9 protein-coding genes are annotated in these 16,728 nt (G+C 52.9%); 7 read left to right on the forward strand and 2 right to left on the reverse strand.

The window, feature by feature from the left end; translation table 11 throughout:
- The first annotated feature begins 61 nt into the window (after positions 1-61).
- The 6 genes from GU926_RS09680 to GU926_RS09705 all read left to right on the forward strand — a co-directional run bounded on the left by GU926_RS09680 (position 62) and on the right by GU926_RS09705 (position 12,401).
- Positions 62-2,332: an NADP-dependent malic enzyme gene (locus GU926_RS09680; RefSeq protein WP_198001398.1), complete on the forward strand. Its 2,271-nt coding sequence runs from the start codon at positions 62-64 to the stop codon at positions 2,330-2,332.
- A 162-nt stretch (positions 2,333-2,494) separates the two neighbouring features.
- Entirely contained in the window at positions 2,495-3,085 is a 591-nt protein-coding gene (ruvA, locus tag GU926_RS09685; RefSeq protein WP_160691338.1) for a Holliday junction branch migration protein RuvA, read from the forward strand.
- Between the two features lie 114 nt (positions 3,086-3,199).
- Positions 3,200-10,261, forward strand: coding sequence for a T9SS outer membrane translocon Sov/SprA (sov, locus tag GU926_RS09690; RefSeq protein ID WP_160691340.1), 7,062 nt, complete (start codon positions 3,200-3,202; stop codon positions 10,259-10,261).
- A 58-nt stretch (positions 10,262-10,319) separates the two neighbouring features.
- Positions 10,320-10,700, forward strand: a complete 381-nt coding sequence (gene gcvH, locus GU926_RS09695) for a glycine cleavage system protein GcvH (protein ID WP_160691342.1) — start codon at positions 10,320-10,322, stop codon at positions 10,698-10,700.
- 12 nt (positions 10,701-10,712) lie between these two features.
- Positions 10,713-11,084: a VanZ family protein gene (locus tag GU926_RS09700; RefSeq protein WP_160691344.1), complete on the forward strand. Its 372-nt coding sequence runs from the start codon at positions 10,713-10,715 to the stop codon at positions 11,082-11,084.
- A 51-nt stretch (positions 11,085-11,135) separates the two neighbouring features.
- Entirely contained in the window at positions 11,136-12,401 is a 1,266-nt protein-coding gene (locus tag GU926_RS09705; RefSeq protein WP_160691346.1) for a M28 family metallopeptidase, read from the forward strand.
- A 424-nt stretch (positions 12,402-12,825) separates the two neighbouring features.
- On the opposite strand, the gene GU926_RS09710 is transcribed toward GU926_RS09705, so the two are convergent.
- The gene (locus GU926_RS09710; RefSeq protein ID WP_160691348.1) at positions 12,826-14,943 is read right to left on the reverse strand and encodes a T9SS-dependent choice-of-anchor J family protein; all 2,118 of its coding nucleotides are present in this window, start codon (positions 14,941-14,943) and stop codon (positions 12,826-12,828) included.
- 54 nt (positions 14,944-14,997) lie between these two features.
- Positions 14,998-15,879, reverse strand: coding sequence for a YicC/YloC family endoribonuclease (locus tag GU926_RS09715; protein WP_160691350.1), 882 nt, complete (start codon positions 15,877-15,879; stop codon positions 14,998-15,000).
- 131 nt (positions 15,880-16,010) lie between these two features.
- Here GU926_RS09715 and purQ point away from each other — a divergent pair, with 131 nt between their 5' ends.
- Positions 16,011-16,703 (forward strand): phosphoribosylformylglycinamidine synthase subunit PurQ, encoded by a 693-nt coding sequence (purQ, locus tag GU926_RS09720; RefSeq protein ID WP_160691352.1) that lies wholly within the window; start codon positions 16,011-16,013, stop codon positions 16,701-16,703.
- Positions 16,704-16,728: the final 25 nt, after the last annotated feature.

A 16,728-nucleotide genomic window follows, 5' to 3' on the forward strand; every position in this document is an offset into this window, starting at 1 on the left:
CGCCTGCCCCTTCACAGGCAGTACCGCTGATTTTTACACATTACCACAGGAGAAGAAGGATATGATCAAAATCAACAAGGAAGACGCTCTTAACTATCACAGCCAAGGGCAGCCCGGGAAGATTGAAGTGGTTCCTACAAAGATGGTGAGCACGCAGATGGACTTAGCCCTGGCTTATTCGCCGGGCGTGGCTGAGCCTTGCAAAGAAATTGCCGCCAACCCAGAAGACGTTTACAAATATACCGCCAAGGGCAACCTGGTAGGCGTAATTTCTAACGGTACCGCCGTTTTAGGCTTAGGAAACATTGGCCCAGAGGCTTCTAAGCCCGTGATGGAGGGAAAAGGCGTTCTCTTCAAGAAGTTTGCCGGCATAGACGTTTTTGACATCGAGATCAACGAGACCGACCCTGATAAATTCATTCAGATAGTAAAGTCCCTGGAGCCTACGTTTGGCGGCATTAACCTGGAGGACATCAAAGCCCCAGAAAGCTTCAAGATAGAAAATGCCCTGCGGGAGCAGATGAACATTCCGCTCATGCATGATGACCAGCACGGCACGGCCATCATCTCCAGCGCTGCCCTGTTGAACGCACTGGAGCTGGTAGGCAAAAAGATACGGGACATCCAGGTGGTGATCAATGGCGCAGGTGCGGCCGCCATTGCCTGTACCAAGTTATATGTAGCCCTGGGCGTGAAGCTGGACAACATTGTCATGTTTGACAAGGACGGCATCATCAACCCGCACCGCAACGACCTGGACATTTACCGGGCGCAGTTTGTGACCATGCGGAAGATCACCACGCTGGCAGAAGCTATGAAGAACGCAGACGTGTTCATTGGCTTAAGCGCCGGCAACGTCTTGAGCCCAGACCTGGTGAAACTGATGGCCAAAGACCCCATCATCTTTGCCCTGGCCAACCCAGACCCTGAGATTCCTTATGACGTGGCCATGGCTACCCGCAAGGATTTGATTATGGCCACCGGCCGCTCTGACCATCCTAACCAGGTAAACAACGTGCTGGGTTTCCCTTATATCTTTAGAGGAGCCTTGGACGTACGCGCCACCGAAATTAACGAAGCCATGAAACTGGCGGCGGTAAAAGCCTTGGCAGAACTAGCCAAAGAACCCGTTCCAGACCTGGTGCACAAAGCCTACAGTGACAATACCATTTCCTTCGGACGGGAGTACCTGATTCCCAAGCCGTTGGATCCTCGCTTGATTACAGTGGTGAGTCCGGCCGTGGCCAAAGCGGCCATGGATTCTGGCGTGGCCAAACACCCCATTACCAACTGGGAGCGCTACCATCATGAGTTACAGGCCCGCATTGGCATCAACCAGAAGCTGATGAACCGCGTCATGAGCCAGGCCAAGCAGAACCCTAAAACGGTCATCTTTGCGGAGGCGGATCATTACAAGATTCTGAAAGCGGCCCAGATTGTCTTAGACCAGGGCATTGCTACGCCTATTCTATTGGGCAACAGAGTGCGCATTGCCGAGCTGATGGAAGAGTACAAGCTGGATCTTCAGGGAGTACGCATAGTAGACCCACTGGAAGAAGACGCCAAATGTGAGAAGTACGCACACATGTTCTATGAGAAGCGCAAACGCAAAGGCGTGAGCCTGTTTGACGCCCGCCGCCTCATGCGCTACCGCAATTATTTTGGCTGTATGATGGTGGAGACCGGCGAGGCAGACGCTTTGATTTCTGGCTTGACCCGTGACTACTCCAAGACCATTCTTCCGGCCTTGCAAGTGATTGGCGTAGAGGAAGGCGTGAACAAAGTGGCCGGCATGTACATCATCCTCAGCAAAAAAGAACCGTTCTTCTTTGCAGACACCACTGTAAACCTAAACCCTACCGCAGAGGAAATGGTGGACATCATTGGGTTGACGGCCCGCTATGTACGCTTCTTTGACACAGACCCACGGGTGGCTGTTCTTTCTTACTCCAACTTCGGGTCTAGCAGCGGCGTCATTCCGGCCAAAACCAGTGAAGCCACGCGTCTGGCCAAGTTGAAATACCCAGACTTGCTGATTGACGGCGAGATGCAGGCCAACACCGCTTTGAACGCTGATCTATTGCGCGAGCATTATCCGTTCAGTGAGCTGGCCAAGGAAGGTGCCAACACCTTGATCTTCCCTACGCTGGAGTCTGGCAACATTGCCTACAAGCTTTTGCAGGAGATGGGCCACGCCGAGGCCATCGGTCCGGTATTGATGGGTATGCGCAAACCAGTGCACATTTTACAATTAGGCAGCTCGGTGCGCGAAATCGTGAATATGGTGGCCATTTCTGTGGTAGATGCCCAGACGTCCAATGGGAAACTATAAATTGTACCAAACGTACTGCGTTAGTTAGCAGAGCCACCTATCTGCGCAGAACAATGGTTTTTCATCTGCGTTTTTGGCCTGTTTTGGTGAAAACAGGCCAAAAACGCAGATCTTTATTAACAGCAATACCTATTCCAGACCCTTACCTGTCAACCCAACCATATGATTGCTTATATAGACGGCCGTCTTGCCCACAAAGATCCCACGTATGTCATCATTGACGTGGGCGGTGTTGGGTATGAGTTACGCATCTCCTTGAACACCTACGGAGCCTTGCCCGAGGGAGAGCGCTGTCGGTTGTTCACGCACCTGGCCATCAAAGAAGACTCCCATACCTTATATGGATTTGCCGATTCTGCGGAGAAAAACGCGTTTCTGCACCTTATCTCTATTTCGGGCGTGGGGCCTAACACGGGCCTCATGATCCTTTCTTACCTAACGGTGCCTGAGTTGCAGCAAGCCATTGTGCGGGAAGACGTACGCACCATTCAGAAGGTGAAAGGCATTGGCGCCAAGACGGCCCAGCGCATCATTCTGGAGCTGCGTGACAAGTTCAGAAAAGGACTGGGCGCCGAAGGTCTGCACGTCTCCTTTGAGGCACACAATACGTCCAGAGAGGAGGCGTTATCTGCATTGGTAACCCTGGGCTTTGCCAAGAACATGGCAGAGAAAACCCTGGACAACATCATCAAGCGCGAGGGTGCTGGTTTGAGTGTAGAAGACATGATCAAGCTTGCCCTGAAATCATCATAGGCCACCTTATTTGCATTTGTGTTTACTAGAAGAAGAAAGCCTTTCATTCTTGCCTCTGCCGTAGGATTGGTGTCTTTGACAGCATGGCTGTCTCAAGCCGAGCCTCACAAAAACATGTCCCTGCGCGACTGGAGAAGTCGCTTACACACCATCACCAACCTCACAGAGCAGCTTGAAAATGAACCTCAACAGGATACTACACAAATAAAATACATTCCGTCGCGTAGGCCCAAGCTTCAGTTCAAGGACCGCGCTGGCGACCCTTTTTCCAATACCTTCTCCACCACCCCGCTCATTCTGCCGCCGCCCTCTAATTTAAAGATAGACGTGGTGCCAGATGACAGCCTCAAGCGCTATCAGATAAGGGAGCAGCTGGGAGATCTGGATTACCGCACACCCAGTACCATGACCTTTGAGGAGTACTCACGGTACCAGCAGCGCGAATCCATTAGGAACTACTGGCGCACCAAATCAGCGACTTTAGACGAGCAAAACCCCGCCGCGCCCAGTCGTAGGCTAGTGCCGCGCATAGATGTAGGCGGCCGCACGTTTGACCGTCTCTTTGGCGGCAGCTTTGTGGACATCAGGCCCAATGGTTTGGCCACGCTTAAGTTTGGGGCGCTCTTCAACAAGAATGAAAACCCGGCCATTCCCCTGCGCCAGCAGAGCGTGGGCGATTTTGAGTTTGACCAAAGCATTGCCCTCAACATTGACGGGCGCATTGGCGAAAAACTACGCATTACCGCCAACTGGGACACCAAGGCCAATTTTGACTTTGAGAACAACCTAAAGCTGGAGTACACTGGCTACCCAGAAGAGATCATCAGAAAGATTGAGGCCGGTAACGTGAGCATGCCCCTCAACAGCTCTTTGATTACCGGCGGGCAAAATCTATTCGGGTTAAAGACGCAACTGCAACTGGGTAAACTGTCCGTTACTGCCATTGCCGCCAACCAGCGGGGGAGCATTGACCAAGTCAACATCCAGAACGGTGCCCAGAACCGCAATTTTGAGATACGGGCAGATGAATATGACGCCGACCGTCACTTCTTCCTGGCCCAGTTCTTTAGAGGCAAGTATGACCAGTCGCTGCGGAATCTGCCTCTGGTGAACTCAGGCATTGTGATACGCCGTCTGGAGGTGTACATCACCAATGACAACCGCACCACTGAGAACCTGCGCAACATTGTGGCCCTCATGGACATTGGCGAGGCAGACCCGTTCAGGGATAGGTTTGATACCAACCAGCCTACCGGAGCCGCTGCAGGCAATAACCAGAACGGCCTTTTTAACGCCATCAAAGGCCAACGCAACAACAACCAGGTAGAAAACTCTCTGGAGGCGCAGGGACTGCAGAAGGCGGTAGATTACGAACACGTGCGCGCCCGCCGCCTTGACCAACGCGAATACAAGTTCAACCCGCAGTTGGGCTACATCTCCTTGAACTCGGCGTTGCTGCCAGAGCAGGTGCTGGCCGTGGCATTTGAATACACCTTGAACGGTCGTACCTACAAAGTGGGCGAACTGCAGGATGATTACCAGAACGTAGCCGAAGACCAGGTAATTTTCCTGAAGATGCTGCGGGCCACCAATCCCAGCTTGCAGTTTCCTACCTGGGACCTGATGATGAAGAACGTGTACTCGCTCAACGCCAATCAGATTGAACGCCAAAACTTCCAATTGAACATTGTCTACAAAGATGACCAGACCGGCGCTGACTTGACCAGTTTGCAGGAGGAATCCCGCATTAAAGGCATTCCATTGGTGCGCGTGTTCAATGTAGACAACGTGAATACCAACAATGACAAACCCGCCGACGGTAACTTTGACTTTTTAACCGGCATCACTATTGATCCCGAAAGCGGGCGCATTTACTTTCCTGAGGTAGAGCCCTTTGGCTCTTACCTGCAGAACAAGCTAGGCACAGGTCCAGAAGATCCGCTCACTGATAAATACGTTTTTCAGGCGCTGTATGACTCCATTCAGACAGATGCGCAGCAGTTTTCCTCCAAAAACAAATTCTTTTTACGCGGCCGCTACCAAGCCTCCAGCACAGATGAAATTACCCTGCCCGGCATTAGAATAGCCGAAGGTTCTGTGGCCGTATACTCAGGTGGCACCCGTTTGGTGGAAGGCCAGGATTACCAGGTATTCTATGATTTAGGTCGCGTAAAAATATTGAATCCCAGCTACCTCAACAACGCCAACAACCTGCGCGTGACCTATGAGAAAGCCGACATTCTGAACGTGCAGCCGCGTACCCTCCTGGGCGCACGGTTTGACTATAAGGTAGACAATGACTTGATTATTGGCGCCACGGTCATGCACCAAGGAGAGCAGCCGTTTGTGAACCGCGTGAGCATTGGCGATGAGCCTACCAACAACACCATCTACGGCTTTGACGTCAACTACCGCCGCGACTCGCGTCTCCTGACCAAACTCACCGATAAGCTTCCGTTCCTGACCACCAAAGCGCCTTCTACCGTGACGCTGGGTGCAGAATTTGCGCGTTTGGTGCCCAATACCACTAAGTTTGATGGCGAAGATGGCGTCTCTTACATTGATGACTTTGAGAACGCAGAGACGCCTTATTCTTTAGGAGGCTTCAATACTAACATCTGGCGGCTGGCGGCCACCCCTGCTCCCATCGCCAACGGGACATCTGGCTTAGAAACGGCCTTTAAGCGGGCTAAGATTGCCTGGTATACCATTGATCAGATTTACTACACCGCCAACGATCTGCGTCCTTCTAACATTACCAAGGAAGAACTGGAAAACCATTACACGCGGGGCGTACAACGCAGAGAACTTTTCCCTAACCGGGACCCCGAAGCCAGCAACACCTTTGAGTATACCTTTGACCTGGCGTATTTCCCTTCTGAGCGGGGCCAGTACAACTACAACCCTGGTTTGATTGGCAACAACCGCCTGCCCGGTGACCCGCGTCAGAACTGGGGCGGCATTAGCCGTGAGATTTCCTTTGACAACAACTTTGACAACGCCAACATTGAGTATCTGGAGTTCTGGATGCTGGACCCGTTCATTGGCGGTGACCGCGGCAAAGTAAATGACAGCGAAGGCAACAACACCAACAACACCACCGGCGGCGAACTAATCTTCAACCTGGGCAACGTTTCTGAAGACCTGCTCAAAGACCAGCGCTATGAGTTTGAGAACGGCCTACCCACAGATCCTTCGCAGGCCACGACAGACCCAACCATCTGGGGCCGCGTAACCCGCAACCAGTTCCTGACGGATGCCTTTGACAACAACCCAGGCTCCAGACCATTCCAGGACATTGGCCTGGACGGCCTGAACAACGCAGAGGAGCGCAACTTCTTCACGGGCGTGTATGCCAACCTGCCAGACCCTTCTGGTGATGATTTCCGCCACCACTTAGACGCTGACTATGATGCCCGCAATATTGGCATTCTGGGCCGTTACAAGAACTTCAACGGCATGGAAGGCAACTCACCAGTCAACAGCAACCAGTCTTCTTACGCCTTCCCAGACAAGGAAGACCTAAACCGAGACAACGTGATCAGTGACCTGGAGCAGTACTATGAATACAAGCTGAACCTGCGCCCTTCTACCATGAACGTGGGCCAGAACTACATTGTAGACAGAGTAGACACCTTGATCAATGGCAGTACCGTGAGCTGGTACCAGTTCAGGATTCCGGTGCGCAAGCCTACAGGCTCTGTAGGCGGCATTCAGGGATTCAAGTCCATCAGGTTCATGCGCATGTACATGACGCAGTTTGAGCAGCCGGTGGTGTTGCGCTTTGTGCAAATGCAGTTTGTGGCCAACCAATGGAGAACCTATAACTCTTTGCTGACCAACGGAGCGCCTTGCCAAGACTGTGACGCAGATGCAGACAACTTTACGGTATCTACCGTCAATATTGAAGAAAACGGCGAAGTAGACGCGGGGACCATTCCGTATGTGCTGCCTCCGGGCGTAGAGCGCCAGCGGGATTATTCTTCGGCCAACAACCGCCGCCAGAATGAGCAATCCTTGCAGTTGTGCGTGGAGAATTTGAGAGACAGCTTCAGTAAGGCGGTGTACAAGAACGTGTCTCAGGACATGCTCATTTACAAGCGCTTGAAGATGTACCTGCATGCCCAGAGCTCTACGGGCACGCAAAATGGTGAGATGGTGGCGTTCCTGCGCATAGGTTCTGACTTTACCCAGAACTACTATGAGTACGCCATCCCGCTGCAGATAACGCCAGAAGGCACCCGTGACCCTAACGCCATCTGGAACGAGGCCAACTTCATTGACGTAGCCTTTGACGAGTTCGTGCGCGTGAAATCAGAACGGAACCGCGCCGGCTTTGACCTCACCAAACCATACTCTGTCACAGTGAACGGCAAAACCCTGACCGTAGTGGGGAACCCAGATTTCTCAGATGTGCAGAGTTTGATGATAGGCTTGCAGAACCCAACCACGGCAGACAGAGCCTCGCATTCGGTTTGTCTGTGGCTGAATGAACTGCGCGTCTCTGACTTTGACCGCAAAGCCGGTTGGGCCGCCACTGCCAGAGCTAACGTGAAACTCGCTGATTTTGCCAACATCACGGCCACTGGTTCTTACACCACCGTGGGTTTTGGAGGCATACAGGAAAGAGCCGCCCAGCGCTCCAGAGAGAACACCGGCCAGTTTGACATCAACGCCAACATTGCCGCCGAAAAACTTCTGCCTGCCGGTACCGGCCTGGTGGTGCCTTTGTCTGTGCAATATGGAACCACCGTAGCAGAACCACGCTATGACCCGCTGGACCGAGACACACCGCTAGACCTCTCCCTGGACAAGTTTGAAGAAGGGAATGAACGAGATGCCTACCGCAAGGAAGTCGTCAGTCAGACCACCACCAAGAGCATTAACCTGTTGAACGTGCGCAAGGAGAAGACTGATCCGGAGGCCAAGTCACGCCTGTATGACATTGAGAACCTCTCCTTCTCTTATGCTTACAGCGAGATCCTGCACACAGATATCATCACAGACCGCAACTTCTCCAAGAGCCACCGCGGGGGCGTAGCGTACAACTATACCGGTTCGCCTAAGAGCTACACACCGCTGGCCAAGATCACCGCGTTTGAGTCGCCGTACCTGCGCTGGTTGAAAGAGTTTAACGTGACGCTGCTGCCTAGCAGAATTGCCGTGCGCGCAGACCTGGACAGAAGCTACAATGAGACCTTCCTGCAGGGCCGGCAATCGCCGTACGCCTTGCCAGACACGGCCGGCATTCTGCCCACGTACCAAAAGACGTTCTTCTTCAACCGCATTTATGACGTGAAGTGGGATTTGACCCGTAGCCTGAGCCTGGACTACACCGCCACCAACCGCTCTGTCATTGATGAACCAGACGGCCGAGTGAACAATGAGATTGACTCGCTGCGCTACAAGAACAAAGTCATCTGGCACAACCTTCGCCGATTTGGCCGTAACACCAACTTCAACCAGGTGGTAGCCTTGACCTACCGCTTGCCATTGGACAAATTCCCGCTCACCGACTGGATCAGCGGCGATGCCCGGTATGAAGCCGGCTATACCTGGACCTCATCTTCCACGGCACTGCGCAACAATGACACGTTACAATTGGGCAATACCATTGAAAACAACACGCAAACCAGCCTCACGGGTAAGATTGACCTGGTGCGCCTCTACAACAAGGTGAAAATCTTGAAGGAAGTGAACGAGGCCCGGCCGCAGCCTGGCTTGCGCGCCACCAACACCAAATCTGTAGGAAGACCCGGCACTGCGGCAGCCGCAGACACTACTCAGAAACGCCAAAATAAAGTCTTGAACGGCGTCTTGCGTGCCTTGATGTCTGCCAGGTCCATCAACGTGACCTATGCCAAAACGGAAGGGACGCTGCTACCGGGTTTCCTGCCAACGGCCCGTAATTTTGGATTGGCAGATGGTTTTGGAGCGCCGGGGCTGGGCTTTGTCCTGGGTAAGCAGTATAACCTGGATGAACTCTACAACCGCGCTGACCGCGAGAATTGGTACACAGACAGCAGTCAGTACCTGAACACGCCGCTGAGTTCCCTGTCTTCTACCAACATCACGGCCCGCGCCACCATAGAACCGTTCCGCAACTTCATTCTCACCTTAGACGGAGCCATGAACAAGTCTGAGATTGACGAGGTGTATTACAGAAGAGACTCGGCCAAGGTGGTACAGCGCCAGAACCCGTTCACTACCGGTTCTTACCGCGTGTCTTTCATTGCGGTGCAAACCATGTTTGAGTCTAAGGCAGGAAACCGGTCGGCGGCGTTTGAGAACTTCATCAGAAACCGCGCCACGGTAGCCGGCCGTCTCAATGCGGCCAGCCCAAGCGGCGGCTATGGCCTGAACTCGCAGGATGTCTTGATAGCCTCGTTTGTGCACGCCTACCAGGGCAAGGACATCAACGGCTATGAGGCCGAACCAAGTGATCCGTTTGACGCCATTCCATTGCCCAACTGGCGTTTGGAGTACAACGGTCTGTCGCAGTTGCCGTTCTTCCAAAAATATTTCAGTTCGTTTACGCTGAGCCATTCGTACCAGTCCAACTTCACGCTGGCCAATTTCAGTACGTCCCTGGACTACCAGTTTGAGCCGGCTGGCTTCCCAGACAGGGTCAATGATTTAGGCGAAGTGATTCCGTACCACATCATCAACCAGGTGTCCATCACAGAAACCATGGCGCCGTTGATTGGCATTAACTTCAGGACCAAAGGCCAGCTGACCGGTAGAATGGAATACCGCACCGAGCGCGCCCTGCTCCTAAACATGTCCAATGCCCAGGTGACGGAGAACGGCGTGAAAGACTACGTGGTGGGCTTTGGCTACAGCACTACCAACTTTAGAGTGCCGTTCAGGATTGGCGGCCAGCGCAAAACCCTGGAAAATGAGTTGACCATGCGCCTGGACCTGACCGTTAGAGACAATGTAACCATTCAGCGCACCATTGGCGTAGACGCTAACGGGCAGGAGTACCAGAACAACCTGGTGACCAGCGGAAGCTTGCAGGTGCAACTGCGGCCCACCATTGACTACGTAGTGAGCCAGCGCCTGAACCTGCAGTTCTACTTCACCAAGAACATCAATGATCCCAAGGTGGCCAACGCCTTCCGCAACACCATGACCGAGGGCGGTATTCAGCTTAGATTCAGTTTATCTGACTAAGACGTACCGCAAAGCCAAAAAAGAATGTATTTTTGAAGCAAACTTAATCACATACCACATGAACTTTCCAGAGGAGCTAAAATACACCAAAGACCACGAGTGGATTAGAATTGAAGGCGATGTAGCCTACGTGGGCATCACAGATTTCGCGCAGCGTGAGCTGGGTGACATTGTGTATGTAGACATTGACACGCTGGACAAAAACGTAGCCAAGGACGAAGTGTTTGGTACCGTTGAAGCCGTGAAAACCGTTTCTGACCTGTTCAGCCCCTTGAGCGGCCAGGTGTTGGAAATCAACGACAAACTGGACGGCAACCCAGAACTGGTAAACTCTGATGCGTACGGTGACGGCTGGATGATCAAGATGTCTGTTGACAACGCCGGTGAAGTGGCAGAATTACTTTCTGCTTCTGCGTACAAAGAACTGGTAGGCGCTTAATGACAAACCTGGGTGCGTAGCCATTATTATGCACCTGCGCTGGGGTGGGCAGTGGTGATCCTGATTGGGACGCTGCTGCCCGCCAACGCGCTCCCTCCTGCCCCGCAATGGGACTTTCTCACCTTTGATTCTTTGGTCCACGCCATCCTGTTTGGCACCCAGCTGGTTCTCTTGCTCTGGGCCTTGCACAAAGACCCCTCCGTTACTCTTACTTCTGGCACCATTTTTCTGGCCTTCTTGTTGGTGGTTTGCTTTGGCGTGGGCGTAGAATTCCTGCAGGGGGCCATGCCCTTCGGGCGGATGACCAGCGCCGTAGACGCCATCAGTAACGCTGTGGGTGGTCTTTTTGGGCTGAGCTTCTGGTGGCTGAGCCGTCGTTTTTAGGCTATTTCCCAGAAAACAGGCCAAAAACGGAAAATGCGTATCTTGCTGTTTATGAATAGGATTCTTTACGTTCTTCTCGCACTCATCACATTGCCGGCCCTGGGCCAGGAAATGCAGCGCGTGCGGCAGACCATTGCCCATCTGGCCTCGCCGGAGCTGCATGGCAGAGGCTACGCCTTTAAGGGAGACAGCCTGGCCGCCCACTACCTCCAGCAACAATATACCAGCCTTGGCCTACAGCCGTTTGCGGGTTCCTATCTACAGCACTTCACGCTGCCCGTCAACATCCTGGACAATCAGTTAAGCCTGAAGATTGACGGCAAAGCCCTGACGCCCGGCGTTGATTTCCTGGCACATGCCGCCTCTGCCGCCGGCCAGGGAAAAGGATTTGTATACCGCATAGACACGCTCCTGTTAAAAGACCCCGACGAGGCGCAGACGTTCTTAGGCCAGAACCTGCGCAAACAAGTCTTGGTGGTACGGCAGCGTCATTTCCAGGATTTGATGAACCTCCCGGAGCCGTTTAAAAAGCAGTTACAAAAAGCCGCCGCGGTCATTGTTCTGCAAACCGGCCCCAAGGTGATGGCCACCGTACGGAGTTTCCAATACCCGGTGCCCGTGTTGGAAGTGCTGGAGAAATCCTGGCCCGCTCAAGCCAAACAAATAGAATTTGCCGTAGATGCGCACCTGGAGAAAAACTACCGTAGCCAGAACGTAATTGGGTTTGTGCCCGGCACCAGTAAGCCAGACTCTTTCCTGGTAGTGACCGCGCATTATGACCATGTGGGCCGCATAGGCAAAGACGTGTTGTTTCCGGGGGCGCATGACAACGCCAGCGGCACGGCCATGCTCTTAGAACTGGCCCGGCATTACGCCCAGCCCCAGAACCGTCTGCCGTACTCGGTGGCGTTTATGGCCTTCGCGGCGGAGGAAGCTGGTCTGGTAGGTTCTGAGTACTATACTGAGCACCCACTTTTCCCGCTCGCCAACATCAAGATGCTTCTGAACCTGGACCTGATGAGCACCGGCGAGGAAGGCATGATGGTAGTGAACGGCAGCGTCTATCCCCAACAGTTCAGTCTGCTGCAGCAACTCAACCAACAGCACCAATTTTTGCCGGCGTTAAAAGTACGTGGAAAGGCTTCCAATTCAGATCATTACTTCTTTTCTAAGAAAGGCGTACCCTCCTTCTTCTTCTACACCCTGGGCGGTACCACCACTGAATATCACCATCCCAAAGACACCGCCGGTACTCTGCCCTTGACTAAGTTCAAAGAAGTGATGGGCTTGATTCAGGCATTCTTCAAAGCGCTGTAGTACTTTTTTAAAGTACCTATCGTTTTTGGCTTGTTTTCTGGGAAACAGGCCAAAAACGATAGGTGAATCATGAATCTTCTAGGGCGGGTGTTTCCTGTTGAGGTTGATGCCTGTCTTCTTATCAAGGTTTTGCAGGCAGTTTGGGTTGAGAAGTGGTTTTGCTTGCTCATGATAACTTCAACAAGAGCAAGGATTGTTTTAGATTTCTAATCTGACTTCCTTTCCCTTTTGACTTCTCTTCCATCAAGAAAATCAACGCACCTCAACATTACCTACTCCATCTCCCTTGTTGGTGTTATCACCAATGATCTGATTACAAGTTCTGCCCAAAAAGCGAATGGTACCAAAATACCGTCGCCCCGTTTTTGGCCTGTTTTACAGAAAACAGACCAAAAACGGGGCGACGGTATGTATAACTACTTTCTTACTTGGCCAATACCACCCGGCGCACGGTCACGCCCTTCTCTGAGGTTAAGCGCAGCAAGTATACTCCGTTAGACAGGCCACCCAAATTCACTTGCAAGGCCTGGCCTTTGGCAGTTCTGGAGACTTGGATGGTTTGAATTTCTTTGCCCAGCGCGTCCAGCACCTGCACAGCCGTAATGGCTACTTCCGGCGAGGTGATTTGTACCACGCCCGAGGTAGGATTAGGAGCCACCTGCACAGCTTGCAGAATTCTTTCTTCGGCGGTGCCCAGGGCGTTGCCGTCTACTTTCACATCATCCAGGTAAAGGTTGTTCTCATAGTCTGTGGTGTGCCTGAACTTGATGATGGCGGTTTTGACGGTGGCGTACGCAGAAAGGTCAATGCTTTCCAGGCGCCATTGGGCCGCACCAGTGGGTACAAACTCCTCCTCGCGGTAGTAAGGCGAGACCGTAGTCAAAGCCCGCCCAAACTTCTTGTACACTTGCTGGAACGTCTTGCCGCAATCCGTGGAAATCTGCACCTCCAGCGTATCTGAATAGCCCGAGCTGGAAAGCAGGGAATACGCCAGTTGGAAGGTCAGTCTGGGTGCGCTACGCGAAGTTAAGTCCAGGGCTGGCATTACCAGTTCATCTACAGGTCCGTTGGCCGGGTATTCAATGTTTTGCATAAACACCGAGTTGGTTCCTGAGAAAGCGGCCTTGGTGGTCTGTTGCCAGGTAAGGTCTTGCTGCACGTTGTTGATGCTCCAACCGGCGGGCGGGAACGTGGCACTTTCAAAACCTTCCCGCAAGGGCAGCGCACTTCCTTGTACTTGTAAGGAAACGGTGGCAGTGTTGTTGGAGGGGTTTCCATCCAGGGTCTGGCCGTTGCTGGCAAGAATGGTGACCGTGACTACATGTGGCCCTGAGGCTACCTGCTGGGTGGGCAAGGTAACTTCCTGCGTCTGAAAAGAACCCAGGTTGCCTGTCCAGGTGAAGGTCTGGGCCACCTCATTGTCTACCTTGATCTGAAACTGCACGTTGGTCAACGCCCCCGAACCACGGTTGCGCAAATACACAACCGGTGCCAGGGTGTTGGTGCACAACGTACCGCTAGGCACTTTAAAGCCCAGCAAGGCACCATCCAGAGCAGGCACTTCCGGAGCCACACAACCTTTAGACGACAACAAACCGCTTCTATACGAATTGAACATGGACTGCATGACCGTTTTCTGGCCCTGGGTGAACAGGTTCATGCAGATATCATCTGTGTAGTCCATGTAGTTCATGAACATGTCACTGGTGTTGCTGCAACTGGCCTTGGGAAACGTGGGGCAACCGTTGTTTTCTTCTTCCTGGGTGGGCGTGTCTGAAACGGCATCATCGCCGCAGCTTTCATCGCCCCAGATATGGAACAGGTTGAGCCAGTGGCCAACTTCATGCGTGGTGGTGCGGCCCAGGTTGTACGGCCTCAGGACGGTGCCCGTAGTCCCGAAGGACTGGAAGTCAATCACTACGCCGTCTGTGGCCGCAGGACCAGAGTTGGGGAACTGCGCGAAGCCCAGAATATTGGCATCGTTGTCAAAATTCACCACCCATATGTTCAGGTACTTTTTGCTGTCCCAGGCGCTCTTGCCGCCCAGGCCGTCAAACTTCATGGAGTCTGTGAGGCCCCCAAATTTTTTAACGGTGGTAGAGGTGCGGGTAATGCCGTTGGTGGGCTCTCCGTCCGGGTCCTGTTTGGCCAGGCAGAACTCTATCTCGGCATCGGCGGCCACGCCCTGGAACATGGAGGGCGTTTTGCTGGCATCAGCATTGAGGCGTCTGAAGTCTTTGTTTAAAACGGCAAGCTGGGACTGGATCTGGGCCTCTGTGATGTTCTGCGCAGCCGTGTTGTACACCACGTGCACCACCACCGGAATACTCACCACCTGCCCCAACACGGGCTTGCCGTCCAGAAGTTTGTAGTCCAGCCTGTTTACGTTTCTGGCCTGCTGTTGCAATTGCGCGCGCAGGCCGGGCCGGTTTTTCTCCAGCTGCTGCACGTATTCCATGGTGCCGCAGGCTCTGGACTGGGCAAAGGCGGCGGTCACGGTCAAGCCCCAGAGGCAGACAAAGACCATTACTTTATTAAGCATACAGGGGCAGGCGTTTTTAGGCTATTTTTCAGGAATCAGGGCAAAAACAGAGAATTACAGAATGTTGTTGAGCTGCTCTTTGATCTTCTCCAGTTCTTCTTTCATCTCCACCACCAAATGCTGGATGGTAGAATCATTGGCTTTAGACCCGATGGTATTGATTTCACGGCCTATCTCCTGCGAGATGAAAGCCAGTTTCTTGCCAGTTGGTTCCGGCAGGTACACCGTCTCTGTGAAATAATGCAAGTGGTTGACCAGGCGCACCTTCTCCTCGGCAATGTCCAGCTTCTCAATGTAGTAGATCATCTCCTGCTCAAAGCGGTTCTGGTTGAACGCCTCAGAAGAGCTAAGGTCTTGCATGTGGCCTTGTATGCGGGTCTTGATCTGCTCTACGCGGCTGGGATCATGCTTCTCCACCTCGGCCAACAGGATTCTGATGCGGTCAATGTAGGAGATGATCTCATTGGTGAGGGCCTTGCCTTCATCTGCCCTGAAAACGTTTAAGCGGTCTATGGCTTCTAGCAACAAAGGCGTTACCTGTTCCCAGTTGAGGTCTTCGGTTTTGTCTTCAACGGCATCGGCTTGTAGGACCTCGGGCATTTGCAGGGCCAGCCTGAACAAGTCCGGCGAAGAGGCGCCTACGGCCGTAGCGGCGGCTTCCAACTCTTTATAATAGGTCTGCAAAAGTTCAGTGTTGATGCGGTTGCGGCCGGCGGCGGCTCTGTTTCTGGACACTTCAATGGAAAGGTTCACCTTGCCGCGCACCAGGCTCTTGGCAATGATATTCCTAATCTCCAGCTCCTTGTCTGACAGGCTGCGCGGCAGGCGCACGCTCAGGTCCATGGACTTGGAGTTGAGGGATTTTATTTCTACGCAAACGGTAAATGATTCGGTCTCCAACTGCGCGGACCCAAACCCTGTCATGGATTGTAACATAACCTCTTCTGGAAAAAGTATTTAATAGGTAAAAGTACAAAAAATATGATATTCCTTCGTTGATATGGTAGCTGGTGAACATTGCCTGCATTCTGGCTGTTCTGGCGTAGTATTTTCTTTATCTTTGAGCCATGAAATTTGGAGTTGTCGTTTTCCCGGGGTCCAACTGTGACCAAGATGTAATTGATGCGCTGCGCCATACCACGGAGCAGGAAGTTGTACGGCTGTGGCACAAAGACCATGACCTGCAGAACTGTGACCTGATTGTGCTCCCGGGCGGCTTCTCTTACGGAGACTACCTGCGCTCAGGCGCTATTGCCCGTTTCTCGCCTATCATGCAAGAAGTGGTGAAGTTTGCCAATGGCGGCGGCTACGTGTGGGGCATTTGCAACGGCTTCCAGATATTGACGGAGGCGGGTCTGCTGCCCGGTGCTTTGCTGCGCAACACCAGCCAGAAGTTCATCTGCCAGAACGTGTACATCACGCCAGAGAACACAGACCTGTTGCCTACTTCGCTCCTGGAGCCGGGCAAAGCCTATAAAATTCCAATTGCGCACGGCGAAGGTCGTTTCCATGCAGATGCAGACACCTTGCAGCAAATGCAGGACAACGGGCAGATCATGTTCCGGTACTGTGATGCCAACGGAAAAGTCACTGAAGACACCAACTGCAACGGCAGCGCCCACAACATTGCGGGTGTTTCTAACGCGGGCAAGAACGTGTTTGGCATGATGCCGCACCCAGAAAGAGCCGTAGATGCTGAGTTGAATAACACCGACGGCAGACTGATGTTTGAGGCCTTGTTACAAACGGTGAAAGCATAAGTAAACAGATACCTTATAAAGCAGA

It is taken from the genome of Nibribacter ruber (assembly GCF_009913235.1).
GTDB lineage: Bacteria > Bacteroidota > Bacteroidia > Cytophagales > Hymenobacteraceae > Nibribacter > Nibribacter ruber.

What these genes read in the sequence shown, in the direction of transcription:
- ruvA (WP_160691338.1), top strand. Translation starts at nt 2,495, where the DNA reads ATGATTGCTTATATAGACGGCCGTCTTGCCCACAAAGATCCCACGTAT.
- GU926_RS09715 (WP_160691350.1), bottom strand. Translation starts at nt 15,879, where the DNA reads ATGTTACAATCCATGACAGGGTTTGGGTCCGCGCAGTTGGAGACCGAA.
- GU926_RS09710 (WP_160691348.1), bottom strand. Translation starts at nt 14,943, where the DNA reads ATGCTTAATAAAGTAATGGTCTTTGTCTGCCTCTGGGGCTTGACCGTG.
- GU926_RS09680 (WP_198001398.1), top strand. Translation starts at nt 62, where the DNA reads ATGATCAAAATCAACAAGGAAGACGCTCTTAACTATCACAGCCAAGGG.
- GU926_RS09705 (WP_160691346.1), top strand. Translation starts at nt 11,136, where the DNA reads ATGAATAGGATTCTTTACGTTCTTCTCGCACTCATCACATTGCCGGCC.
- gcvH (WP_160691342.1), top strand. Translation starts at nt 10,320, where the DNA reads ATGAACTTTCCAGAGGAGCTAAAATACACCAAAGACCACGAGTGGATT.
- purQ (WP_160691352.1), top strand. Translation starts at nt 16,011, where the DNA reads ATGAAATTTGGAGTTGTCGTTTTCCCGGGGTCCAACTGTGACCAAGAT.
- sov (WP_160691340.1), top strand. Translation starts at nt 3,200, where the DNA reads ATGTCCCTGCGCGACTGGAGAAGTCGCTTACACACCATCACCAACCTC.